Annotated in this window: 24 protein-coding genes; 5 read left to right on the plus strand and 19 right to left on the minus strand. The window is 69.2% G+C overall.

Annotation, left to right across the window (positions count from 1 at the left end):
- Positions 1–74 precede the first annotated feature (74 nt).
- Positions 75–305 (plus strand): DUF3263 domain-containing protein, encoded by a 231-nt coding sequence (locus I1A62_RS10730; RefSeq protein WP_219458690.1) that lies wholly within the window; start codon positions 75–77, stop codon positions 303–305.
- A gap of 356 nt (positions 306–661) precedes the next feature.
- Here the strand turns inward: I1A62_RS10730 and I1A62_RS10735 are convergent, their stop codons facing one another.
- Complete coding sequence (locus I1A62_RS10735; RefSeq protein ID WP_219458691.1) at positions 662–1,402, minus strand: lipoate--protein ligase family protein; 741 nt, start codon at positions 1,400–1,402, stop codon at positions 662–664.
- 206 nt (positions 1,403–1,608) lie between these two features.
- Here I1A62_RS10735 and I1A62_RS10740 point away from each other — a divergent pair, with 206 nt between their 5' ends.
- Positions 1,609–2,046, plus strand: coding sequence for a cupin domain-containing protein (locus I1A62_RS10740; protein ID WP_124395149.1), 438 nt, complete (start codon positions 1,609–1,611; stop codon positions 2,044–2,046).
- Between the two features lie 14 nt (positions 2,047–2,060).
- On the opposite strand, the gene I1A62_RS10745 is transcribed toward I1A62_RS10740, so the two are convergent.
- Genes I1A62_RS10745 through I1A62_RS10760 form a run of 4 tightly spaced genes read right to left on the minus strand, consistent with a single transcriptional unit; the run spans position 2,061 to position 5,561 of the window.
- Entirely contained in the window at positions 2,061–2,807 is a 747-nt protein-coding gene (locus tag I1A62_RS10745) for a cobalt-precorrin-6A reductase (RefSeq protein ID WP_219458692.1), read from the minus strand.
- Between the two features lie 2 nt (positions 2,808–2,809).
- Positions 2,810–3,559, minus strand: coding sequence for a precorrin-4 C(11)-methyltransferase (cobM, locus tag I1A62_RS10750; RefSeq protein ID WP_219458693.1), 750 nt, complete (start codon positions 3,557–3,559; stop codon positions 2,810–2,812).
- The gene (gene cbiE / locus I1A62_RS10755; protein WP_219458694.1) at positions 3,556–4,791 is read right to left on the minus strand and encodes a precorrin-6y C5,15-methyltransferase (decarboxylating) subunit CbiE; all 1,236 of its coding nucleotides are present in this window, start codon (positions 4,789–4,791) and stop codon (positions 3,556–3,558) included. The genes cobM and cbiE overlap by 4 nt, the downstream gene beginning before the upstream one ends.
- Positions 4,788–5,561 (minus strand): SDR family NAD(P)-dependent oxidoreductase, encoded by a 774-nt coding sequence (locus I1A62_RS10760; RefSeq protein WP_219458695.1) that lies wholly within the window; start codon positions 5,559–5,561, stop codon positions 4,788–4,790. The genes cbiE and I1A62_RS10760 overlap by 4 nt, the downstream gene beginning before the upstream one ends.
- A 30-nt stretch (positions 5,562–5,591) precedes the next feature.
- Here I1A62_RS10760 and I1A62_RS10765 point away from each other — a divergent pair, with 30 nt between their 5' ends.
- Positions 5,592–6,005 (plus strand): TIGR03618 family F420-dependent PPOX class oxidoreductase, encoded by a 414-nt coding sequence (locus tag I1A62_RS10765; protein WP_012687822.1) that lies wholly within the window; start codon positions 5,592–5,594, stop codon positions 6,003–6,005.
- On the opposite strand, the gene I1A62_RS10770 is transcribed toward I1A62_RS10765, so the two are convergent.
- Both I1A62_RS10770 and I1A62_RS10775 read right to left on the minus strand, forming a co-directional pair.
- On the minus strand, positions 5,965–6,723 hold the full coding sequence (locus I1A62_RS10770) for a polyprenol monophosphomannose synthase (protein ID WP_219458696.1): 759 nt from the start codon (positions 6,721–6,723) through the stop codon (positions 5,965–5,967). The two genes, I1A62_RS10765 and I1A62_RS10770, sit on opposite strands and share 41 nt — an antisense overlap.
- Before the next feature lie 128 nt (positions 6,724–6,851).
- Positions 6,852–7,991, minus strand: coding sequence for a Xaa-Pro peptidase family protein (locus tag I1A62_RS10775; RefSeq protein WP_219458697.1), 1,140 nt, complete (start codon positions 7,989–7,991; stop codon positions 6,852–6,854).
- Positions 7,992–8,027: 36 nt separating this feature from the next.
- Between I1A62_RS10775 and I1A62_RS10780 the strand changes: the two genes are divergently transcribed.
- On the plus strand, positions 8,028–8,984 hold the full coding sequence (locus tag I1A62_RS10780; RefSeq protein WP_124395155.1) for a 5'-3' exonuclease: 957 nt from the start codon (positions 8,028–8,030) through the stop codon (positions 8,982–8,984).
- A 31-nt stretch (positions 8,985–9,015) separates the two neighbouring features.
- Here the strand turns inward: I1A62_RS10780 and I1A62_RS10785 are convergent, their stop codons facing one another.
- The 8 genes from I1A62_RS10785 to pafA form a co-directional block, all read right to left on the minus strand.
- Positions 9,016–9,711: a DUF4333 domain-containing protein gene (locus tag I1A62_RS10785; protein ID WP_219458698.1), complete on the minus strand. Its 696-nt coding sequence runs from the start codon at positions 9,709–9,711 to the stop codon at positions 9,016–9,018.
- A gap of 102 nt (positions 9,712–9,813) precedes the next feature.
- Entirely contained in the window at positions 9,814–12,549 is a 2,736-nt protein-coding gene (locus I1A62_RS10790; RefSeq protein ID WP_124395210.1) for an RNA helicase, read from the minus strand.
- An 18-nt stretch (positions 12,550–12,567) separates the two neighbouring features.
- On the minus strand, positions 12,568–13,608 hold the full coding sequence (gene tatC / locus I1A62_RS10795) for a twin-arginine translocase subunit TatC (protein ID WP_124395157.1): 1,041 nt from the start codon (positions 13,606–13,608) through the stop codon (positions 12,568–12,570).
- A 71-nt stretch (positions 13,609–13,679) separates the two neighbouring features.
- On the minus strand, positions 13,680–13,976 hold the full coding sequence (gene tatA, locus I1A62_RS10800; protein WP_072941710.1) for a Sec-independent protein translocase subunit TatA: 297 nt from the start codon (positions 13,974–13,976) through the stop codon (positions 13,680–13,682).
- A gap of 72 nt (positions 13,977–14,048) precedes the next feature.
- Positions 14,049–15,113 carry a 2-dehydropantoate 2-reductase gene (locus tag I1A62_RS10805; protein WP_219458699.1) on the minus strand — a complete coding sequence of 355 codons (1,065 nt, stop codon included), beginning with the start codon at positions 15,111–15,113 and terminating at the stop codon, positions 14,049–14,051.
- Positions 15,110–16,090 carry a YafY family protein gene (locus I1A62_RS10810; RefSeq protein WP_124395159.1) on the minus strand — a complete coding sequence of 327 codons (981 nt, stop codon included), beginning with the start codon at positions 16,088–16,090 and terminating at the stop codon, positions 15,110–15,112. Before I1A62_RS10810 ends, I1A62_RS10805 begins: the two co-directional genes overlap by 4 nt.
- Positions 16,087–17,079 carry a YafY family protein gene (locus I1A62_RS10815; protein ID WP_219458700.1) on the minus strand — a complete coding sequence of 331 codons (993 nt, stop codon included), beginning with the start codon at positions 17,077–17,079 and terminating at the stop codon, positions 16,087–16,089. The genes I1A62_RS10810 and I1A62_RS10815 overlap by 4 nt, the downstream gene beginning before the upstream one ends.
- Before the next feature lie 47 nt (positions 17,080–17,126).
- Positions 17,127–18,485 carry a Pup--protein ligase gene (gene pafA / locus I1A62_RS10820; protein ID WP_192582067.1) on the minus strand — a complete coding sequence of 453 codons (1,359 nt, stop codon included), beginning with the start codon at positions 18,483–18,485 and terminating at the stop codon, positions 17,127–17,129.
- Between the two features lie 76 nt (positions 18,486–18,561).
- Here pafA and I1A62_RS10825 point away from each other — a divergent pair, with 76 nt between their 5' ends.
- A complete protein-coding gene (locus tag I1A62_RS10825) occupies positions 18,562–20,025 on the plus strand; it encodes a phosphatase PAP2 family protein (RefSeq protein WP_219458701.1) in 1,464 nt (487 codons plus the stop codon).
- Here I1A62_RS10825 and prcA read toward each other — a convergent pair.
- The 4 genes from prcA to dop form a co-directional block, all read right to left on the minus strand.
- Positions 20,016–20,795, minus strand: a complete 780-nt coding sequence (gene prcA, locus I1A62_RS10830) for a proteasome subunit alpha (protein WP_124395163.1) — start codon at positions 20,793–20,795, stop codon at positions 20,016–20,018. The two genes, I1A62_RS10825 and prcA, sit on opposite strands and share 10 nt — an antisense overlap.
- Positions 20,792–21,676, minus strand: a complete 885-nt coding sequence (prcB, locus tag I1A62_RS10835; protein WP_219458702.1) for a proteasome subunit beta — start codon at positions 21,674–21,676, stop codon at positions 20,792–20,794. Before prcB ends, prcA begins: the two co-directional genes overlap by 4 nt.
- A complete protein-coding gene (locus I1A62_RS10840; protein ID WP_005242990.1) occupies positions 21,673–21,867 on the minus strand; it encodes a ubiquitin-like protein Pup in 195 nt (64 codons plus the stop codon). The genes prcB and I1A62_RS10840 overlap by 4 nt, the downstream gene beginning before the upstream one ends.
- Before the next feature lie 169 nt (positions 21,868–22,036).
- The gene (dop, locus tag I1A62_RS10845) at positions 22,037–23,536 is read right to left on the minus strand and encodes a depupylase/deamidase Dop (RefSeq protein WP_124395165.1); all 1,500 of its coding nucleotides are present in this window, start codon (positions 23,534–23,536) and stop codon (positions 22,037–22,039) included.
- Positions 23,537–23,605: the final 69 nt, after the last annotated feature.

A 23,605-nucleotide genomic window follows, 5' to 3' on the forward strand; every position in this document is an offset into this window, starting at 1 on the left:
CGAGAACCCTCCGCCCCATCACGGTGTGCCGCGTCGCGACGCACCCTCATCCACCCTCCCAAGCAGGAGACGTTATGAACACGGAAGAACAAGCCATGCTCGAACTGGCCCGAAGTTGGGCACCCTACGGGGGTGCTCGACCGGGTGACATCCTCGTCCAGTTCGGCATGAGCCCAGCGGGGTTCTACGCGAACATAACCAGGATCCTGCATACCAACGCAGCAGCGTGGAACATGCCGATCGCCGAGCGACATCGAATCGAGGAGATCGCGGCACGCTATTCCACTCAACCTGCCTCCGTGTAGGAGTGGAGATGGACACGCTTCGACACCCACCAGGTTTGGTCGCCGCAACAATCCCGAGATAGCCCACGCCGTGTGCGAAGGGCGTGCACTGGACGGGGAAGAGGCACCACCGGGGAATCACCATCAGCCAAGCTTTGGTACCTCGCAGTAGTGACGGACAGATTCTCGGTCCGGGTCCCCCTTACGCGATCAAACAGTTGGAGTGCGCGAAGGTGCCCGCAGCAGGTGGAATCAGGTGTGATTGGAGGCCCCCCTTACGCGTGATTACCGATTCGCCGGTTCGTGGAGCGACCAAGGCCTGCATCATTGCTCGCAAAGGGGTGAACACCCCAGGAAGCCCTGATGGCTGAGGTCGATCACGCCACGTGTGCGTCGCGCAGGTTCGCGGCCTCCGCGAGGAGGTCGGGGTCTGCGGTCAGTTCGTGGACTGCGCCGATCTCGGCAAGGATCGCGGCCCGAACCTGTTCGAGACCGAGAGCCGGGTTCAGGTCCGTGAGGGACGCCGCCGTGGCGGGGTCGAACTCCAATTCGAGGGCAGCATTGACATCGGCGAGCACCGCCCGCACGGGATCCGAATCGGCGACCACAAGCTCGAAGCCGAAGAGCCACGCGCCGGCGACTATTCGCTGCGCGGTCCCGGCCAACTTGACCCGGCCTGCGCCGTTCACCGTCCAATCGCCGGGGCAGTACTCGCCGGGCACCGGTCCGATGCGAGCATCGACGCCGAGCGTCCTCAGTACGGTGACGATCCTCGGGGTGAGGCGCTGGAAGCGGGGCCGGGCCCCGACGATGCCCTCCGTGTCCGGGGAGACGATCTCCACGACGAGGGTCTGCTCGTGGTATGCCGCCGCCCGACCGCCTGCGCCCCGGACGACAGGCGTGAACCCGTGGTGCCGCGCCGCCGCGGCCGCGGCCGGAAACTGCGGCCGAACAGCGTCCAACCGCCCGAACGACAACGTCCGCGCGGGACTGTAGATCCGCACCAGCCCAGACGCATTCGGATCTCGCCCCGTGCGCCGCAGCAGCGCCGAGGCAAACGCCGCATCCATTACGGGATCATCCGGAAAATGCGTGGTCAGTAACTGCTCGATCGTCATACGCTTCCCGTCGTTCCGCTCCGGAATACCTCAGACGTCACCACTACCGTGTCGCCGAGTCTCCGACACAGTCTGCACGGCGATCGGATTTCGGGGATATCCCCTCGGCCGCACGGTTCGTGGCCCTACCCTGGACACGCCGTATTGCACTCCCCCTGGACGCCTGCGCGCAGTGTGCAGGGTCAGCGCGCCGAGAGGTCGTCACGATGCTCCTCAGATCGAGTGTGGTCGTCTTGTCCAGTGCCGTCGCCGCGGTGCTGTCCGCTTCCCCCGCCCAGGCCACGCCGTCCTCGGGGGTGACCGCACAGATTCTGTTCGAGACGACGGTTCCGGCGGTCGCCGGAAGTTCGGCGGGCACGGATCTGACGCTACGGCGCATCGAGATCGCCCCCGGCGGCACGACGGGGTGGCACTTCCACGACGGCCCGGTGTACGCCTTCGTCGAGTCGGGTGTGCTGACGCGCACGCTGCAGGACTGCACGACCGCGGTGACGACCGCCGGTCAGGCGATCACCGAGGATCACGGCAGCGATCACGTCCACGAGGGTTCCAATCTGGGTACGGAACCGCTGGTCCTGCTCGCGTTCTACACCGAACCGGAGGGCAAGCCCCTGTCCGAGGATGCGCCGGCACCGGCCTGCTGACCGGACCGGCCGGGTCATCGTCGCGTGAGCGTGCCGACCCAGGCGATGGCTCCCGCGACGTCGTCGACCGTTGCCGTCGCCGGCGGCAACGGCGGACGGCGGATCATCAGTACCGGGACGCCCAGCGCGCGTGCCGCGTCCAGTTTCGCGTCGGTCTGACCGCCTCCGCTGTTCTTGGTGACGAGGACGTCGATGCGGTGCTCACGCATCAGTGCGGTCTCGTCGGCGACCGCGAACGGCCCGCGCGCGAGGAGCAGGGTCGAGTGCGGCGGCATCGCTACGTCGGGCGGATCGATCGCGCGGATCAGGAACCACAGTGCCTGCAGGTCCGCGAACGCATCGACGCCCTGCCTGCCGATGGTGAGAAAGATTCTCGTTCCCAGATCGGGCAGCAGTTCGGCGGCGTCGGCGAGGTCCGCGGCGCCGTGCCAATGTTCACCCGGACGCGGCGACCACTCGGGGCGACGGAGAACCACCAGTGGGATGCCGCGGCGGTGCGCGGCATCGGCGGCGTTGCGCGTGATCTGCGCCGCGAACGGGTGCGTCGCGTCCACGATCGCGTCGACGGGATGCGCGCGCAGCCACTCCGCGAGGCCGTCCGCTCCCCCGAAACCGCCGATCCGCACGTCACCGACGGGCAGGCGCGGGTCTCGGACCCGGCCGGCGAGGGAGGACACGGCCTCGACACCCGGAACGTCCGCGAGCGCCGCCGCGAGCGCGCGGGCCTCCCCGGTTCCGCCGAGGATCAGGATCCGCGTCACGCTCAGTGGGTGGTGCGCTCGCGAGTGGCGGAATACAGGTAGCTGTCCGGAAACCCTTCGGCAGCAAGCACTCTACCGACGATCACCACGGCGGTCTTCGTGACGCCCGCCGCCTTCACCTGATCGGCGATGGTGGCCAGGGTGCCGCGCAGCACGATCTCGTCGGGACGCGACGCGAACGCGACGACAGCGGCCGGACAGTCGCGGCCGTAGTTCTCGGTGAGTTCTTCGGCGATCTGATCGATCCGGTGCGCACCCAGGTGCACCACCATCGTGGCGCCGCTGCGGCCGAGGGAACGCAGGTCCTCACCCTCCGGCATCGCGGTCGACAGGGTGGACACGCGGGTCAGCACGATCGACTGCGACACACCGGGAACGGTCAGTTCCCGCCCCAGCGACGCCGCCGCCGCGGTGAACGCGGGCACTCCGGGCACCACCTGGTACGCGACCCCGGCGGATTCGAGCCGGCGGACCTGTTCGGCGACGGCGCTGAAGATCGACGGGTCACCCGAATGCAGTCGCGCGACGTCCTGACCGGCCGCGTCGGCCTCGATCAGCAGGGCGACGATCTCGTCGAGACTCAGACGCGCCGTGTCGATCACCCGCGCCCCCTCGGGGCATTCCGCCAGGAGTTCCTGCGGGACGAGGCTGCCCGCGTACAGGCAGACCGGGCTGGCCGCGATGATCCGCTGCGCGCGGACCGTGACCAGGTCGGCCGCACCGGGACCGGCTCCGATGAAGTACACCGTCATGCCACAACACCTTTCGACTGCTTCGTCACCGACCACTGCGCCACCGGCAGTTGCGGCCGCCACGCGGTGAACCCACCGAGAGGCTCCCCCCGATACACCTGAAATTTGCGGAGCTGCCCGCCGCAGTGCGAGAACCACTGCAGCAGCAGCGCTTCCGATTCCGCCGTCACCGCGTTGGCTACCATCCGGCCACCGACCCGGAGCCGGGACCAGCACTCGTCCAGCAGACCGTCCTGGGTGACGCCACCGCCGACGAAGATCGCGTCCGGAGCGGACAGGTCGGCGGGCACGTCCCCGAAGGCCACGGGTGCGTCGCCGAACACCGCGAGGGACGGCACCCCGAGCGCTGCGGCGTTCGACGTGATCTGGTCGACGCGTGCCGCGCTGCGCTCGAAAGTCACTGCCCGGCAAAGAGGGTGGGTGCGCATCCATTCGATCGCGATCGTGCCCGATCCGCCTCCCACGTCCCACAGCACCTCCCCCGCCGCGGGTGCGAGGGCGCACAGCGTCAGGGCGCGGACCTCGTGTTTGGTCATCTGCCCGTCACCGGTGAACGCGGCATCCGGCAGTCCCGGCAGCCGGGTCAGCCGGAGGGCGCCGGACTCGGCGCGGCAGTCGATCGCGATCACGTTCAGCCGGGGCCCCGGCTCGTGCGACCACGCCGACGCCGTTCCATCGAGCCTCGACTCGTCGGGTCCGCCCAGTTCGCCGAGCACGGTGAGGCGCGACGGTCCGAATCCTCGTTCCGTCAGGAGTTCGGCCACGGCAGCGGGGGTGTGCTCGTCGCGGCTCAGGACCAGCAATCGCGTCCGATCGCCGAGTGCCGGCACGAGCGTGTCCACGGGCCGGTTCACGAGACTGACCACCGGTGTGTCGTGCGCCGCCCAGCCCAGGCGGGCGCAGGCCAGGGTGGCGGACGACGGATGCGGGATCACCCGCACCCGGTCCGCGCCGAGAAGGTCGACGAGGGTGACACCGATGCCGTGGAACATCGGGTCTCCGCTGGCCAGCACGCAGACCCGCCGGCCGTGATGCTGCTCGAACAGGCCGGGCAGTGCCGGGACCAGCGGCGACGGCCAGGCAACCCGCACCGCCGGCGACTCCGGAATCAGGGCGAGTTGGCGCCCCGAACCCATCACGACGTCGGCGGTCTCGATCGCGCGTCGCGCGGACGGCGACAGACCGTCCCATCCGTCGGCACCGATACCGACGACGACGATCGGGTCGGTCATCGCGGCATCCGGCGCCAGATCGCCTGCGGCAGCAGTCGCATGACGAAGAACACCGGTCGCAACCGTCCCGGCACCCACACTCGGCCTGCGCCGCGGCGCAGGCCCCGCACGACCGCGTCCGCGACCTGCCCGGGCGTGCTCGACATCGGCGCGGGCGACATTCCCTCGGTCATCCGGCCGATCACGAAGCCGGATCGCACGAGCAGCAGGGACACACCACTGCCGTGGAGGGCGTCACCCAGACCGGACGCGAACCCGTCCAGGCCGGCCTTCGCCGACCCGTAGACGTAGTTGGCGCGGCGCACCCGGACACCCGCGACGGACGAGAACACCACGATCCGTCCCGACCGCTGCTCCCGGAGCAGGGTGGCGAGGTGGGTGAGCACAGAGACCTGCGCGACGTAGTCGGTGTGGACCACGGCGACGGCGTGCCGGGCGTCCCGCTCGGCGCGCGCCTGGTCACCCAGAATGCCGAACGCCAGCACCGCCACCGACAGCGGGCCGTGCGCGTCGACGACGGATCTCAGCAGCTTTTCGTGGCTGTCGAGGTCGTCGGCGTCGAACTCCACGCAGTCGACCGCGGACGCGCCCGCATCGAGCAGCGCCTGCCGCTCGGCGGCGAGTTCGGTGCTGCGGCGGGCGGCGAGAACGATTTTGCGGCCGGGCGCGAGCCGGGAGGCGATCTCGAGGCCGATCTCGCTGCGACCACCGAGCAGGAGTACCACCCCGTCGTCGGGCTTTCCGCTGTTCTTCTTCGATCCCAGGCTCACCCGTCCAGTGTCCTGGATTACCGTCGGGGGATGGACCGCACCCCCTCCACCCCGATCCGCCTGCCCGACGCGGCGCTCGCCTTCCTCGGCGAATACCACCTCGGGACGCTCACCACGCTCCGCAAGAACGGCACCCCGCACGTCGTCGCCGTCGGCTTCACCTGGGATCAGGAGCACGGGCTGGCACGGGTCATCACCAACGGCTCTTCGCAGAAGGCCCTCAACGCCGAACGCGGAGGGTACGGCGCGGTCAGCCAGGTGGACGGACCGCGCTGGATGACCCTAGAAGGTCCCGCCCGGGTCCTCACCGACCCCGAATCCGTCGCCGACGCCGTGGCCCGCTACGCCGCGCGGTACCGCCAGCCCCGGGTGAACCCGACCCGGGTGGTCGTGGAAATCGCCGTCAGCCGCGTACTCGGCTCGGCTGCGCTGCGTCACGACTGAACCGCAGCTTCCACGGGACCCGCGCCGACTCGAGCTGCACCGCGAGGCTCATCTTGGACACGCCGTCGGTGCGTTCCTCGAACCGGATCGGGACCTCGGCGATCGTCATGCCGCGTTGCACCACCCGGTAGTTCATCTCCACCTGGAATGCGTACCCGTTGCTCTGCACACCCTCGACGTCGATCGCCCGCAGCGTGTCCGCGTACCACGCCTTGAACCCGGCGGTGGCGTCCTTGACCCGCAACCGCAGGATCGCGTTGACGTAGAAGTTCGCCCACGCCGACAGCGCCTTGCGGTGCCAGGGCCAGTCGCTGGCGACCGCGCCGCCCGCCACGTAGCGGGAGCCGAGCACGACGGCCGCATCCGTCGTCGTCAGCGTCTCCACCATCCGCGGGATGGCCTCGGTGGGGTGCGACAGGTCGGCGTCCATCTGGATCACGATGTCCGCGCCCTCGGACAGCGCCCGCGTCATTCCGGCGACGTAGGCCCGCCCGAGGCCGTCCTTCACGGTCCGGTGCAGCACACCGACCGGGATCGGACCGCTCTGCGCGAGCGTGTCGGCGACCTCACCGGTGCCGTCCGGCGAGTTGTCGTCGACGACCAGCACGTGCAGGTTCGGGATGGCCAACGCCGCGAGAAGCTCGACGATCTTGGGCAGGTTGTCGCGTTCGTTGTAGGTCGGGACGACGACGGTTACCTTCGGGGCGACGCTTTCCATGACACCTTCGGTTGATCTGTGATCCCGACTCTCCGCGGACGTGCAGCGGCGAGTGCGGTCGTGAACAAATGGGAGATGTTACTACCCGCGCCTCACCGCCCCGCACACTCCCGGTTCCCGCGGCGTACTCAGCCCGGGAGAACCGTCAGCCCGTGCGGCCGGGTGTTGACCGGCTCACAGCCGTCGGCGGTCACGATGACGATGTCCTCGATGCGGGCACCCCACTCCCCGCGGAAGTAGATTCCCGGTTCCACGCTGAAGGCCATCCCCTCGGTCAGTTCGATCGCGTTCCCCGAGACGATGTACGGCTCCTCGTGCACCGACAGACCGATTCCGTGCCCGGTCCGGTGCACGAACACCTCGGCGAGACCCTGCGCGGCCAGCAGGTCCCTCGCGGCTGCGTCGACCGCCTCGGCGGTGACGCCGGGACGCACCAGGGCGACCGCCGCCGCCTGAGCCTTCTCGAGCACCGCGAACTTCTTCGCCACACCCGGATCGGGCTCACCCATGCTGTACGTGCGGGTGGAGTCGGAGTTGTACCCGGGTTCGACGGGTCCGCCGATGTCGATGACCACGACGTCACCCGACTCGACGACCCGCTCGGACACCTCGTGGTGCGGGTCGGCGCCGTGCGGTCCCGAGCCGACGATGACGAACGCCGCCTCGGTGTGACCCTCCTCTCGGATCGCCGCCGTGATGTCCGCCGCCACCTCGGCCTCGGTGCGGCCCACCTTCAGGAACTCTCCCATCCGGGCGTGGACCCGGTCGATGGCCTGACCGGCCCGGCGCAACGCGTCGATCTCCGCGTCGTCCTTGACCATCCGCAGCTCCCGCAACACCTCGGTCGCCAGGACCGGCAGCGCCCCGAGCGCCTCCGACAGCGGAATCAGGTGCAGCGCCGGCATCGCATCCGTGACGGCGGTCCGCGCCGGAGACGGCAGCAGACCCGACACCAGCGCGTACGGGTCGACCCCGTCCACCCAATCGCGGACAGTCAGACCCAGTTCGGACGTGGCGGATTCGGTGAGCGCAGCCAGTTCGAGCCGCGGCACGACCACGGACGCAGTGTCGCCGTTCGCCGGAATCACCAGGCAGGTGAGCCGTTCGAACGACTCCGCGCGCGAACCCAGCAGATACCGCAGATCCGGTCCGGGCGTGATGAGGAGGCCGTCGAGTCCGGCATCGCGGGCCAGGGCGCCTGCGCGCGCGATCCGGTCGGCATAGATGGTCGTCGGGAAACGTGAAGTCGATGCGCCGAGGGAACTCATGGCTTCAGGCTAAACCGGTTTGGCAGGATGAGGGTCATGACAGGGCCTCTGCTTCTCCTCGACGGTGCCAGCCTGTGGTTTCGCGCGTACTACGCGCTACCCGACTCGATCACCTCACCCGACGGTCGATCCGTCAACGCAGTGCGCGGATTCACCGACATGGTGGCCGCACTGATCACCAAGCACCAGCCGTCCCGGCTCGCGGTGTGCCTCGACCTGGACTGGCGGCCCGCGTTCCGCGTCGAAGCGGTGCCCACCTACAAGGCGCACCGAGTCGCCGAGGACACCGGCGGGGCGGAGGAAGAGGTCCCCGACACCCTGTCGCCACAGGTCCCGATGATCCTGGATGTCCTGGCCGCCACCGGAATCGCGACCGCGGGCGCGGAAGGCCTCGAAGCCGACGACGTCCTCGGCACCCTCGCCGCCACCGAGACCCGCGACCCGGTCGTCGTCGTCACCGGCGACCGCGACCTCCTGCAGGTCGTCACAGACGACCCGGTGCCCGTGCGGGTGCTGTACGTGGTGCGCGGACTCGCCAAGGCCGAGTTGCTCGGGCCCGAAGAAGTGGCAGCCAAGTACGGGGTGCCCGCCGACCGGGCCGGTGAGGCCTACGCCGAACTCGCGCTGCTGCGCGGCGACTCGTCCGACGGGCTGCCGGGCGTGAAGGGCATCGGCGAGAAAACCGCGTCCAGCCTGATCATGCAATACGGATCGCTCGCCGCACTGCGGGCCGCGGCCGTCGATCCGGAATCCGACATGGCGAAGGGTGCGCGCGCGAAGTTCGCCGCCGCGGCCGACTATCTCGACGCGGCGCTGCCGGTGGTGCGGGTGGTGCGCGACGCGGACGTCGAACTGTCCCGCGAAGACACGCTGCCTGCCGAACCGGTCGACGTGGACCGGCTCGGCAGGCTGGCGGACGAACTCGGAATCGAGAACTCCGTGGGACGCCTCACGACGGCGATGAAAAAGGTGGCCGCCGCACGGGTTCCGTGACGGCCGGGTGGGCCGCCTGGGAGCCGATGGGCTAGCTGGGGCGGCTCACCTCGTACGTGCCCTTGTCGTCGGTGAAGGTGAGAGTGACCTGCTTCTTCTCACCGTCGACGGTGAGGCTGCACGTGAAACTGTTGCCCTTCTTCACTTCCTGACCCGAGGGGCAGGTGACGCCGGACACGTTCTCGGCGCCGTACGAATCGGTGACGATGCGTTCGACACCGTCCTCCGCCGCCTTCTGATCGAGGCTGTCCGTGCCGAACACCGTGAACGCCAGTACCAGCGCGATACCCACGATCACGAGCAGCGCCACCACACCGCCGATGATCAACGGCAGCTTCGACTTCCCCGAGGACGGCGGCTGCCCCCACTGCTGCTGGCCGGGGGCCTGTCCCCACTGCTGCGGCTGACCCGGCTGCTGACCCCACTGCGGCTGCCCGGGCTGCTGAGGCTGCTGGCCCCACTGCCCCGGGCCCGGCTGTCCGAGCTGACCGGGCTGCGGCTGCTGACCCCATTGCGGCTGTCCGGGCTGCTGGGGCTGCTGACCCCACTGCGGCTGCCCGGTTTGCTGAGGCTGACCCGGTTGCTGACCCCACGGCTGGGCGGGCGGCTGCTGACCGTACTGCGGCGCGCCGTACTGGCCGCCGGTCTGGTCAGGATTACCCTGGCCCGGTTGCTGTCCCTGGGCCCATTGCCCGTTCGGGTCGTTCGGTCCGTAAGGGCCGCTCATCGTCGCCTCCCGCTCACGTGTCAAGTTTTGTACCTACCGTAACGCCCCACCATCGGATTCGGGCCTTCGGACGGCGTGCGAATCCAACCACACGGCGTCGGGTCACGCAGCATCCACGGCGACGACGCCGCGGCGGATCGCCGCGACCGCACGACCTGCGGCCTTGCCGACCTCCGGATCGGGTGACGTCGACCGGACCTGTTCGAGGAGGTCGATCACCTGCCTGCACCACCGCACGAAGTCGCCGGCCGACAGTGCGCGCCCCTGGTCTCCCGCCGCGATCAACGCCTCGACGAGCGAATTGTCGCTGGCCCAGTGGTAGATCGCGGCGGCGAAGCCGAAGTCCGGTTCACGGGTGGGCGGCAGCTTGTGCCGAATCTCGTCCGCCCGCAGTTCCCGCCACACCCGCACGGTCTCGTCGAGGGCGTGCCTCAGAGCTCCCGGACCGCCGCTCTCGACCGTGTCCCCCTCGCGGCGCGATTCGAAGATCACGGCGGACGCGACGGCGGCGAGTTCCGCGGGCCCGAGCCCCTTCCACACACCCTGCCGGAGGCACTCCGCCACCAAGAGGTCGCTCTCGCAATAGATCCGGCTCAACCGGGTGCCGTGCTCGGTCGCATCGGGGTGCTCACCCGCCGAGACGTAGTCGCGCTCGGCGAGCAGCGACAGGATCCGATCGAACGTGCGCGCCAACGAGTTCGTCGTGGCGGCGGCCTTCTGCCGCATCGTCTCCGTCTCGCGGGCCAGCCGGTTGTAGCGCTCACCGATCCGGCTCAGCTGCTCGCGGTCGGGCCAGCTGTGGCACGGATGCTGCCGGATCGCGCGCCGCAGCCGCGCGATCTCGGCGTCGTCTCCGGCCGCCCCCGACTTCTTCCGCTTCCGCCGGCCCGGCGCGACGATTCCGGTGCTGCGCAACGCCGATGCCAGATCGCGTCGCACCCGGGCCGTGTGGTGATCGAAGCGTCGCGGCAACCGCATCGATCCCAAAGACCGTGCCGGCTCGGGGAAGTCGCCCGCCGACACCCGGCCCGCCCACTTCGCCTCGGTGAGGATCAACGGCTTCGGGTCCGTCGGATCCCGGTCCGGTTCCAGCACCACCGCCAGACCGGAGTGCCGTCCCACGGGGATCGCGATCACGTCGCCGCGCCGCAGGGCGACGAGCGAGGCGACGGCGGCGTCCCGGCGTTCGGTCCGGCCTGCGCGTTCGAGCGACCGTTCCCGGCTGCTCAGTTCCTCCCGCAGGCGCGCGTACTCGAAGTACTCGCCGTCCTCGCCGCCGAGGCGTTCGCTGAGCGTGGTGAGCGCGGCCTCGTTGCGTTCGATGCCGCGGGTCAGGCCGACCACCGACCGGTCGGCCTGGAACTGGGCGAACGACCGCTCCAGCAGGGCCCGCGATTCCGCCGCACCCATGCGGTCGACCAGGTTGATCGTCATGTTGTAGCCGGGACGGAACGAACTGCGCAGCGGGAACGTGCGGGTGGACGCCAGCCCGGCGACGTCCACCGGTTCCACCCCGGGCTGCCACAGGACCACCGCGTGGCCCTCGATATCGATGCCGCGACGTCCCGCCCGGCCTGTGAGCTGGGTGTACTCCCCCGGGGTGAGTTCGGCGTGGGCCTCGCCGTTGTACTTGACGAGGCGTTCGAGCACGACGGTGCGGGCGGGCATGTTGATGCCGAGCGCCAGCGTCTCGGTGGCGAATACGGCCCGGACCAGCCCCTTGACGAACAACTCCTCGACCGTCTGCCGGAACGCGGGCAACATTCCCGCGTGGTGCGCGGCGAGGCCCCGCTCGAGCGCCTTGCGCCATTCCCAGTACCCGAGGACCTCCAGATCGGCCTTCGGCAGTTCGGCGGTGTGGGCGTCGACGATGGTCCGGATCTCGGCGACCTGCTCCGGCGTCGTCAGATCGAGTCGGGATCGCAGGCACTGGGCCAGCGCGGCGTCGCACCCGGCCCGGCTGAAGATGAACGTGATCGCCGGGAGGAGCCCCTCGTCGTCGAGGCGGGAGATCACTTCCGGCCGGGGCAGCGGCCGGAAATCGCTGGAGTACCCGCGGCCTCCGCCGCGTCGTCCCCTGCCCCGCGACTCCCACGAGTCGGCCCGTTCGAGGGCCTGCCGCTGCTTGACGTGACGCACCAGATCCTGGTCGACCACCAGATCCTTGCGGGCGTCCCCGCTGCGCGCCCTCGTGTCGAACAGGTCGAACAGCCGCTTTCCGACCATGATGTGCTGCCACAGCGGGATCGGGCGGTTCTCGTCGACCACCACGGTGGTGTCGCCGCGCACCGTCTCCATCCACGCACCGAACTCCTCGGCGTTGCTGACGGTCGCCGACAGACTGACGAGCCGGACGTCCTCGGACAGGTGCAGGATCACCTCTTCCCACACCGCCCCGCGGAACCGGTCGGCCAGGAAGTGCACCTCGTCCATGACGACGTGCGACAACCCGCGCAGCGCGGCGGAATCGGCGTACAGCATGTTCCGCAACACCTCGGTGGTCATCACGACCACCGGGGCGTCCGAGTTGATGCTCGAATCTCCGGTCAGCAGCCCGACGGTGTCCTTGCCGTAGCGTCGCACCAGTTCCGCGTACTTCTGATTGCTCAGCGCCTTGATCGGTGTGGTGTAGAAGCACTTGCGACCGGCCGCGAGCGCCAGGTGCACGGCGAACTCGCCGACCACCGTCTTTCCCGCGCCGGTCGGGGCGCAGACGAGGACGCCGTGGCCGCCCTCGAGCGCGCGGCAGGCGTTGATCTGGAAGGGGTCGAGCACGAAACCGAGCTGCGCCGAGAACACATCGAGTTCGGTGCCGCCGGTCGTGTCACCTGTTGTCACTGCCACCCCGTCAGATTGTCACAGGGTGTCGGAGAAGTCCTGACCCGGTGTGTTGCTGCCGGTCGTGCTCGCGTCGTCGTTCTTGTTCGCGGCACCGGACTTCCCGGACTTGCGGGAACGACGTAACCGGCCTGCGGGCTCGGCGACCGCGGTGGCGGCCACGTCGAACGACTCGTTCAGGTCCGACGGCGCCGCGATCGTCGACGCCTCGTCGTCGTCGAGGGCACCCCACTCCTGCTCCGTGCGACGAGCCTTGCGGCGGTCGTTGACGCGGGCGATCTGCACGGCGATCTCGAACAGCAGCGTCAACGCGAACGCGAGCGCGAGCATCGAGAACGGGTCCTGACCGGGTGTGGCGATCGCGGCGAACACGAACAGCGCGAAGATCAGGCCGCGGCGCCACGCCTTGAGCTTCGTGTAGGGCAGGATGCCGACGAAGTTCAGGGCGACGATGAGCAGCGGGATCTCGAAGCTGACGCCGAAGATGATCAGCAGGTTGATGATGAACCCGAAGTATTCCGCGCCCCCGAGTGCGGTGATCTGGACGTTGTCGCCGATCGTCAGCAGGAAATGCAGGGCCTTCGCAACGACCACGTACGCCAGAACGGCGCCGGCCATGAACAGCGCCGCGCCGGACACCACGAAGCCGATCGCGTAGCGGCGTTCCTTCGCGTACAGGCCGGGGGTGATGAACGCCCACAATTGGTACAGCCAGATGGGGCAGGCGAGGACGACGCCCGCCGTGAACGCGACCTTGAAGCGGAGCATGAACTGCTCGAACGGTCCGGTCGCGAGGAGTCGGCACGACCCGTCGTTGCTCAGGTCGGCGCGACTCGACGCCGGCAGCGAACAGTACGGCCCACGCAGGAGTTCGCCGAGACTCTCGATGCCGAAGATCTCGTGGGAGTACCAGAAGAAGCCCACCGCGGTGGTGACCACGATGGCCAGCACCGACAGGAGCAGTCGCGTGCGCAGCTCGTAGAGGTGATCGACCAACGACATGGTGCCGTCGGGGTTGGTCCTCCGCTTGCTGTGGCGCGGATCGAACGGAATTCGCACTGTTGTTCGCCCTAGTCTTGGTCAGCAGTCAACCGGGGTGAAGAGTCACCCCGGTTGTCAGGCGGCTCGGGCTACGCCGACTTGGGCTCGGTGTGCTGCGACTGCGGCTGCACCGGCGCCGGAGGAGTGACCGGTGCGGTGGTGGTGTCCGCCACGGGCAGCTCGGCGGGCGCGCTCTGCGCGGGGGGCGCACTCTGCGCGGTGGGCGCCGGCGTGCTGTTGTCGTTCTGCATCTCCTTGACCTCGCTCTTGAAGATGCGGAGCGAACGGCCGAGTCCACGAGCCGCGTCGGGCAGCTTCTTGGAACCGAACAGGATGACGACGACCAGCGCGACGATGGCCCAGTGCCAGGGGCTCATGGCTCCCATGATGAAACCTCCAAAAGATCAGGTGACCCTGATGCTACCGGACATACACGGCACCGGTTCGGCCGAAACCGGCTAGTTGCGCTGCCGTTTCCCTGCCGGTTTCCTGGGGCCCCGCTGTGAGCGCAGATCGGCGAGCAAAGCGTCCCCGGACCACTGCCGGTTCCCGCCCGCCTCGGCCTCGCGGATCAGTGCGACCAGCCTCGCGTTCACCGGCGCGGCCGTCCCCGACGCCTCCGCCAGGCGCACGATCTCCCCACTGATCCAGTCCACTTCGGTGCGCCTGCATGCCTCGAGGTCGTCCCACATCGACGACCGCGCGTGCGGGTCGATGGCCAGCATCCGACTACCCGCCACCCGGAACACTCCGTCCGGGACGGTCAGCAACCGGGGAATCCACTGCGGCGGCAGCGGTGTGAGCTTGGCGACAGCGATACCGCGGGCGGCCAGCAGTGCGAGGGCTTCGCGCTGCGCCAGGGCGAGAGCCCGGCGGAACGGCCGCCGCGACAACTCCTCGCGGAGCGGCAGACCGGACAGGGCGTTGACCGGGTTGTTCAGGTTGAGCAGCAGCTTCGCCCACTGCACCGAACGGAAGTCGTCGTGGGGGTGCAGCGGGAGTCCGGCGTCGGCGAACACCGGCGCGAATGCGGGCACCGCCGGATGCTGCTCGATCTCGAGGTCGCCCTCGGAACCCTGGTGGAAGTGCCCGTCGCCGCGGTGCACCACGTTGAACGGCACCATCGCCGCGAGAACGACGTGACCCGGAAGTGCGGCGCGCAGCGTGTCCGCGTTACCCAGCCCGTTCTGGGCGCTGACCACGACGGTTCCGGGGCCGATCGCCGACGCCAGCGTGGCACCCACCTCCGGTGTGCCCGCCGACTTCACCGAGACGACCACGAGATCGGCGGTGGCCGCCGACTCGGGACCGGTGTCGAAGGCGATGTCGGAGGCAGCGACCCGGATGTCCGATCCGTGCAGGTCCGTCAGCCGCAATCCGTGGTCACGGATCTCGGCCCCGACCCGCTCCCGGCCGATCAGGGTCACCTCGGCGCCGGTAGCGGCGAGCCGGCCCCCGAGATAGCACCCGATGCTGCCCGCGCCGAACACGCTGATCCGCAGCGGACGCGCGGCGCCGCTCACGCCTCGACGGCCTCGTACGCGGACAGCGCGTCCACGGCCCGGTGGCGCACCTCGTCGACCAATTCGGGCGGTTCGAGCACCCTGATTCCGGATCCGAACCCGAGCACGAGCCGGGCCATCCACTCCAGCGCCCCATAACTCATGGTCGCCTCGACCGACCCGTCGGCGGCGACCGTCGCGACGTCCATCGGGTAGTAGTCGAGCACCCATACGCAGTCGGCGCCGATGTGCAACCGTGCCTGCGGAAGGGACGCGTCCCCGCTGAACAACTCCAGGTTGGAGTCCCGTACGAGTGCCTGCGCCGGCGGGGTGGACGGCTCGTCCAGTTCGGTGGCGGCGTCGATCCGGTCGAGGCGGAACAGCCGGACCCCCTCGGCCTGTCTGCACCACGCCTGAAGGTAACTGTGATTGTCGACCAGCACGATCCGCACCGGGTCCACGGTGCGCTCGGTGACCCGGTCCCGGGACGCCGAGTAGTACGTCAGGTTGAGAGCCCGGCGGCGATGGAGCGCGGATCGCACCGTGGCGGCGATCGGATCCTCCGCCACGTCCTCCACCGCATCCCGCTCGGACGCCGGCGTCACCGCCGCACGGGCCGCGGCCGTGCCCGCGGCGTCCTCGATCTTGGCGATCGCACTGTGCGCCGCGGACGGGTCGACCATCCCCGGCATCTCCACCAGCGAACGCAGGGCAATCAGCAGGGCGGTCGCCTCGGTGGACGTCAACCGCAGCGGACGGTCGATGCCCGCCGAGAACGTCACCTCGATGCTCTCCTCGGAGAACGACAGGTCGATGAGGTCGCCGGGACCGTAGCCGGGCAGTCCGCACACCCACAGCTGATTGAGGTCGGACATCAGCTGGGTGGTGGTGACGCCCAGTTCGGCGGCGGCCTCGGCGGCGCTCATTCCGGGGTTCGCGATGAAATACGGCACCAGGTTGAGGAGCCGGGACAGCCGTGACGACAGCCTGTTGCTCACGACGTCCCCTCTTCCCCTGCGGCGTCCTTCAGCTTGGTCAGCACCTCGTGTCGCAATTCGGGCGGATCGAGGACGAGGGCGTCCGCCCCGTGCCCCGCGACCAGCCGCGCGATCCAGTCCCGGGAGTGGACGGGGATCCGGAGCACGTTGCCGCTGCGCTCGTTCACCCGCTTCTCCTCCGCGGTGGTCGCCAGTCGGCGCAGTTCCTGAGCTCGGCCCGCCGCCACCCACACGGTGGCGGTGCCGGTGACCTCCCCCGAACCGGTGACCCGGTCGACAATGTCCCGGAGGTCGACACCAGCCGGTTTGTGGACGACCCCCGACGGTCCGAACTCCGTCACGTCGTCGCCGATCCGCGACAGCCGGAATGTCCGGACGGCGCCCCGGTCGACGTCGTGACCGACGAGATACCACCGGCCGTGCGCGGTGACGACACCCCACGGTTCCACTGTGCGTTCGGTGTACGGCTCGTTGAGAGCACCACGGTGCGGGAAGTGCACGGCCCGGCCGGCGTCGACCGCCGCCAGCAGCTTGCCGAGCGCCGGTTCGGAGCCGCGGGTACGGGCGGGCACGGCCGTGATCGGGGTGGCCGCCGAATCCGGATCCACCTGCACACCCGCCGCGCGCAGCTTGAGCAGCGCCCCCTGCGCCGCGGACGTCAACTCCGGCGACTCCCACAACTGGACCGCCACCGCGACCGCCGCCGACTCCTCCTGGTTGAGGTCGATGTCGGGAAGCTCGTACGCGTTGCGGTTGATCCGGTAGCCCTCGACCGTCGAGAACCGCGACGCCTGCCCGGTCTCGAGCGGAACACCGAGATCCCGCAACTCGTTCTTGTCGCGTTCGAACATGCGGCTGAACGCCTCGTCGCTGGCGGAGTCGGCGTACCCGGCAACGCTCTCGCGAATCTTCTCGGCGGTGAGGAACTGTCTGGTGGACAGCAAACAGATCACCAGGTTCATCAAGCGCTCGATCTTGGAAGTCGGCACGCCCGGAAGCCTAGTGGGTGAGCCCGTTACGGACTCCCCGAGCGCCGCTACATCGAGGCAATCAGCCGCTCCACCCGCTCGTCGACCGACCGGAACGGGTCCTTGCACAGCACGGTCCGCTGGGCCTGGTCGTTGAGCTTGAGATGCACCCAGTCGACCGTGAAGTCGCGTCCGGCCTCCTGCGCGGCGGTGATGAACTCGCCGCGCAGCTTCGCCCGGGTGGTCTGCGGCGGGGTGTCCACCGCAGCCTCGATCGTCTCGTCCTCGGTGATCCGCTTCACCAGGCCCTTGCGCTGCAGCACGTCGAACACGCCGCGACCGCGTTTGATGTCGTGGTACGCCAGATCGAGTTGCGCGATCTTCGGATCGGCCAGTTCGAAGCCGTGCCGGTCCTGGTAGCGCTGGAACAGCTTGCGCTTGATCACCCAGTCGATCTCCGTGTCGACCTTCGCGAAGTCTTGTGTCTCGACGGCGTCGAGCATGCGGCCCCACAACTCGACCACCTGTGTGACCTGCGGATCGGGTTCGCGGTTCTGCAGGTGTTCGACCGCGCGGGCGTGGTACTCCCGCTGGATGTCGAGGGCACTGGCCTGCCTGCCGCCTGCGAGCCGCACCGGACGGCGCCCGGTGACGTCGTGGCTGACCTCGCGGATGGCGCGGATCGGGTTGTCGAGCGCGAAGTCACGGAACGACACCCCCGCCTCGATCATCTCGAGCACGAGCGCCGCCGTGCCCACCTTCAGCATCGTGGTGGACTCGGACATGTTCGAGTCGCCGACGATCACGTGCAGACGACGGTACTTCTCCGCGTCGGCGTGCGGCTCGTCACGGGTGTTGATGATGGGCCGCGACCGCGTGGTCGCCGAGGACACACCCTCCCAGATGTGCTCGGCGCGTTGCGACAGACAGAACGTGGCCGCCTTCGGCGTCTGCAGCACCTTGCCCGCGCCGCAGATCAGCTGCCGCGTCACCAGGAACGGGAGCAACACGTCCGAGATCCGCGAGAATTCGCCGGCCCGGGCCACGAGGAAGTTCTCGTGACAGCCGTACGAATTGCCCGCCGAGTCCGTGTTGTTCTTGAACAGATAGATGTCGCCGCCGATGCCTTCCTCGGCAAGCCGCTGCTCGGCGTCGATCAGCAACTCCTCGAGGACGCGCTCACCCGCCCGGTCGTGGTTGACCAACTGGATGAGGTTGTCGCACTCGGCTGTCGCATATTCGGGGTGCGAGCCGACGTCCAGATACAGGCGGGCACCGTTCCGGAGGAACACGTTGGAGCTCCGGCCCCACGACACCACCCGCCGGAACAGGTAGCGCGCAACCTCGTCCGGGCTCAGTCGCCTGTGACCATGGAAGGTGCAGGTCACACCGAACTCTGTCTCAATTCCCATGATTCGTCGCTGCACACCTCGAGAGTACAACGCCGATCACCCGGCGGAGCGGGAAAACTGTGCGGCGACACTCCGCGCCTACGCTGAGACGGTGAACCGACACCTGCACCGCATCCACCGGGCCGACGAGATCGTGTTCGGCCGCAGCGCCGATCTGCGCCCCTCCGAGGTCGACCGGGCCATGCGCTTCCTCAGTCACGCGGCCGACAAGGGGGTCCTGTGGTGGTGTGTGGCAGCGCTGCTGGGACTGGTCGGCGGGCGCGCCCGGCGCGGCGCCGTGCGAGGCCTGCTGTCCCTCGCGATGGCGAGCGGTCTCGCCAACGGCATCCTCAAACCGGTGTTCCCGCGGCGGCGCCCGCCCGCCCGCGCGTGGACGAACGTGCTGCGCGGGGTGCCGATCCCGCGGTCCTCGTCCTTTCCGTCGGGACATTCGGCGTCGGCGGCAGCGTTCACCGCGGGTGTCGCCCTGGAATCGCCCGCGGCCGGCGCCGTACTGGCTCCCCTCGCGGCCGCGGTCGCGTACTCGCGGGTGCACAACGGCGTGCACTGGCCGTCGGACGTCGTCGCCGGGCTGGTGCTCGGCGGGGCCGTCGCTTCGGGAACCCGCCGCTGGTGGGCCGTGCGCACCGAGGACCCGGCAGAACTGGGCCGCGCGGTCGACGCGCCGGCGCTGCCGGAAGGTGAGGGCCTGCTCGTAGTGGTGAACCCGGAGTCCGGGCCGGACAGCGTGGATCCCAGTGAGGAGATCGCGACCGCACTCCCGCAGGCGCACGTGCGCGCCCTCGACACCGATCACGATTTCGCCGCGCAACTCGACGCCTGGGTGGCCGAGGCGAATCCGCGTGCCCTCGGCGTGTGCGGTGGAGACGGAACCGTGGTCGCCGTCGCGTCCGCGGCGGCGCGTCATTCTCTGCCGCTGGCGGTGTTCCCCGGCGGCACCCTCAATCACTTCGCGCGGGACGCCGGCGTCGCCGAGATCTCGGACACGGCGAACGCCGTCGAGACCGGACATGCGGTTCTCGTCGATCAGGCCGTCGTCCACACCGATGTCGAGGAACCCGCCCCGTTCCTCAACACCGCCAGTCTCGGTGGCTATCCCGACGCGGTGCGGCTGCGGGAGAAGTGGCAGCCCCGGTACGGGAAGTGGCCCGCGGCCGCTGCGGCGATGGTCCGGATTCTCTCCGCGGCAACACCGCTCGCCATCACCATCGACGGCCGCCCCGTGAAGGTCTGGATGCTGTTCGTGGGGAACGGTCGGTATTCCCCCGCGGATCAGGTTCCGATGTCACGTCCCGCGATCACCGGCGGACTGCTCGACGTCCGGTACGTGCGAGCCGACCGGCGAGCGTCCCGGCCGCGGCTGTTGTTCGCCGCCGCGACCGGAACGCTCGGAAGCAGCCGGGTGTACGTGCGATCCCTCGTGCCCCGGCTCACCGTCCGCGTGAACGGCGCGCCGGTGGCGCTGGCCACCGACGGTGAAGTGGTGGCCGACGCCCGGCGGTTCGAGTTCCGGACCGAACCCGGAGCGATCGCCGTGTACCGACCTCAGTCCTGAGTGTCGGCGGGCTTCGTCTCGGTGTCCGGTTTCGGCTCCGGAGCGGACTCCGAGGCGGCCGCCGGCTCCGCGGGAACCAGCTGTTCGAGCGCGGTTCCGGCGATCCGCCGGAACGCGCGGCGAGGACGGGACTGATCGAGCACGGCCACCTCCAGGCTGGCCACGTCGACGTTCCGCTTCTCGCCCTCCCCCGCACCGCCCTGACGCAGGGCGTTGACCGCGATGCCGACCGCCGCCTCGAGATCGAGGTCGGCACGGTACGACTCGCGCATGGCGGTCGCGATCGGCTCGGTCGTGCCACCCATCACCACGAAATGCTGTTCGTCGACGATGGATCCGTCGTACGTGATGCGGTACAGCTGGGGAGCCTTCGGGCTGCCCACCCGCCCGACCTCCGCGACGCAGATTTCCACCTCGTACGGCTTGGGCTGCTCGGTGAAGATCGTGCCCAGCGTCTGCGCGTACGCATTGGCGAGCGATCGGCCCGTCACGTCACGGCGGTCGTAGGAGTAGCCGCGCATGTCGGCGTGCACGATCCCGGCGCGCCGCAGGTTCTCGAACTCGTTGTACTTGCCGACGGCCGCGAAGCCGAGCCGGTCGTACAGTTCGCTGACCTTGTGCAGAGCGGTGGAGGGATTCTCGGCGACGAACAGCACGCCGTCGCGGAACGTGAGCACCACGACGCTGCGTCCCCGGGCAATTCCCTTGCGCGCCAGTTCCGAGCGGTCCCGCATGATCTGCTCGGCGGAGGCGTAGTACGGCATGGTCATCGCGCAGACCCCCCTTGTTCGGTGCGCTCGGCGACGATGCGCCGAGCCAACGCGGACGTCGTCTCCTCGGACACGTGCACGGCACCGGCCTGGGTGATCGTGACCGCGGTCGGGTAGATGCCACGGGTCAGGTCGGGCCCACCGGTGGCCGAGTCGTCGTCGGCCGCGTCGTACAGCGATTCGATCGCCGCCCGCAGGGCGGTCTCCTCGTCGCTGTCCGGCGAGTAGATCTTCTTCAGCGCCGACTTCGCGAACAACGATCCCGAACCGACCGCGTGGTATCCGGCGCGTTCCTCGTACCGGCCGCCGACGACGTCGTACGAGACGATACGGCCCGCCCGGGCCTCGTCGTCCGCGTCGAGGTCGTAGCCGACCAGCAGCGGGACGACCGCGAGACCCTGCATCGCAGCCCCGAGGTTGCCCCGCACCATCGACGCCAGGCGGTTGGCCTTGCCGTCGAAGGTCAGCGGAACGCCCTCGATCTTCTCGTAGTGCTCGAGTTCGACGGCGAACAGGCGCACCAGTTCGATGGCGATGCCCGCGGTGCCGGCGATACCGGCCGCCGAATATTCGTCGGTGACGTACACCTTCTCGACGTCCCGGCTGGCGATCAGGTTGCCCTGGGTCGCGCGCCGGTCGCCTGCGAGGAGGACGCCACCCTTGTAGGTGAGCGCCACGATCGTCGTTCCGTGCGGTGCGAGATCACCGCTCTCCATCCCGTCACCACCCCGTGTCGAGTGCGAACGATGGCCGATCCGATTCTCCGGCAGCAATTCTGGTGCGTGACCACGCAGATAATCGGTGAACGAGCTCAGATTCGAACCGAAACTGAGCCTCGTGTCACCGTCGCCTGTCCGCAATGCCGGTCGATCCGCCGTCACTGGCCGCCCTTCTGGACATAGGCCCGGACGAAGTCCTCGGCGTTCTCCTCGAGCACGTCGTCGATCTCGTCGAGAAGGTCGTCGGTGTCCTCGGCCAGCTTTTCGCGACGTTCCTGACCAGCGGCACCGTCACCACCCGGGGTGTCGTCCTCGTCGCCGCCGCCAGTTCGTTTGGTCTGCTCTTGTGCCATCGCCGCCGACCTCCTTGTGTGAAGGGAGCTCTTCTTCCGAGCGTCCTGTCCTGCCAAGCAGTCTGACTACATCATCCGCTCGGACCTTCACCCTACCGAGCGTCGCCGCCCCACGTGTGCCGACGCGACGGCGAGTTCGGGGCAGATCTGTCCGGGAACGGCCGAGATGTCAGTTCGTGAGCTCGTCGACGAGCTCTTTCGCGGTCTCCACCGACTCCAGCAGCTTCCCCACGTGCGCCTTGCTGCCCCGCAGCGGCTCCAGGGTGGGAATGCGGACCAGGGAGTCGCCACCGAGATCGAAGATCACCGAATCCCAGCTCGCAGCCGCAATGTCGGCGCCGAACTTGCGCAGGCACTCGCCGCGGAAGTAGGCGCGGGTGTCGGTCGGCGGGGTGTCGACGGCGTCGAGCACCGCCTGCTCCGACACCAGGCGTTCCATCGACCCGCGGGCGACGAGCCGGTTGTAGAGCCCCTTGTCGAGGCGCACGTCCGAGTACTGCAGGTCGACGAGATGCAGTCGTGGTGCGGACCAGTTGAGGCCCTCCCGGTTCCGGAAGCCCTCGAGCAGGCGCAGCTTGGCAGGCCAGTCCAGCAGATGGGCGCATTCCATCGGGTCCCGCTCGAGGAGGTCGAGCACCATCGCCCACTTCTCCAGCAGGTCGGCCACGCGGGGGTCGTCGTTGCCCTCGGCGGACATGAACTTGTCGACCCGGTCCAGGTAGATCCGCTGCAACGCAAGCCCGGTCAGTTCCCGGCCGTCGGCCAGCGCGACCGTGGCGCGCAGCGTCGGGTCGTGGCTGATGTGGTGCACGGCGGTGACCGGTCGGGCCAGCTGCAGGTCGGTGAGGTCGACACCGGCCTCGATGAGATCGAGGACCAGCGCCGTCGTCCCGACCTTCAGGTACGTCGACATCTCGGCGAGGTTCGCGTCGCCGATGATGACGTGCAGGCGCCTGTACTTGTCCGCGTCCGCGTGCGGTTCGTCGCGGGTGTTGATGATGCCGCGCTTGAGGGTGGTCTCGAGCCCGACCTCCACCTCGATGTAGTCGGCCCGCTGGGACAGCTGGAAGCCGGCCTCGTCACCGGACTGGCCGATGCCCACCCGGCCCGACCCGCAGATCACCTGACGGGACGCGAAGAACGGCGTCAGCCCGTTGATCACCGCCGAGAACGGCGTGGCCCGGGACATCAGGTAGTTCTCGTGGGTGCCGTACGACGCGCCCTTGCCGTCCACGTTGTTCTTGTACAGCTGCAGTCGCGGGGCGCCGGGGACGCTCGACGCGTGCCGGGCGGCCGCCTCCATCACGCGTTCGCCGGCCTTGTCCCAGATGACGGCGTCCAGGGGGTCGGTGACCTCCGGAGCCGAGTACTCGGGGTGCGCGTGGTCGACGTAGAGCCGGGCGCCGTTGGTGAGGATCATGTTGGCCGCGCCGACCTCGTCCGCGTCGATCACCGGTGCCGGGCCGCTGAGCCGGCCCAGGTCGAATCCGCGGGCGTCCCGGAGCGGGGATTCCACCTCGTAATCCCATCGGGTGCGCTTGGCGCGCGGCACTCCCGCTGCCGCCGCATAGGCCAGCACCGCCTGGGTGGACGTCAAGATCGGATTGGCCGAAGGCTCGCTGGGTGAGGAGATTCCGTACTCGACTTCGACACCGATGATCCGCTGCATGCTGCCGAGCCTATGCGATCACCGACGCCACCCGGCGGCACACTCCTGCCGCGCGAGCCGTCGGTGTCC

Origin of the sequence: Rhodococcus sp. USK10, assembly GCF_019378875.1 — a bacterium.
Classification (GTDB): domain Bacteria; phylum Actinomycetota; class Actinomycetes; order Mycobacteriales; family Mycobacteriaceae; genus Rhodococcus_F; species Rhodococcus_F pseudokoreensis.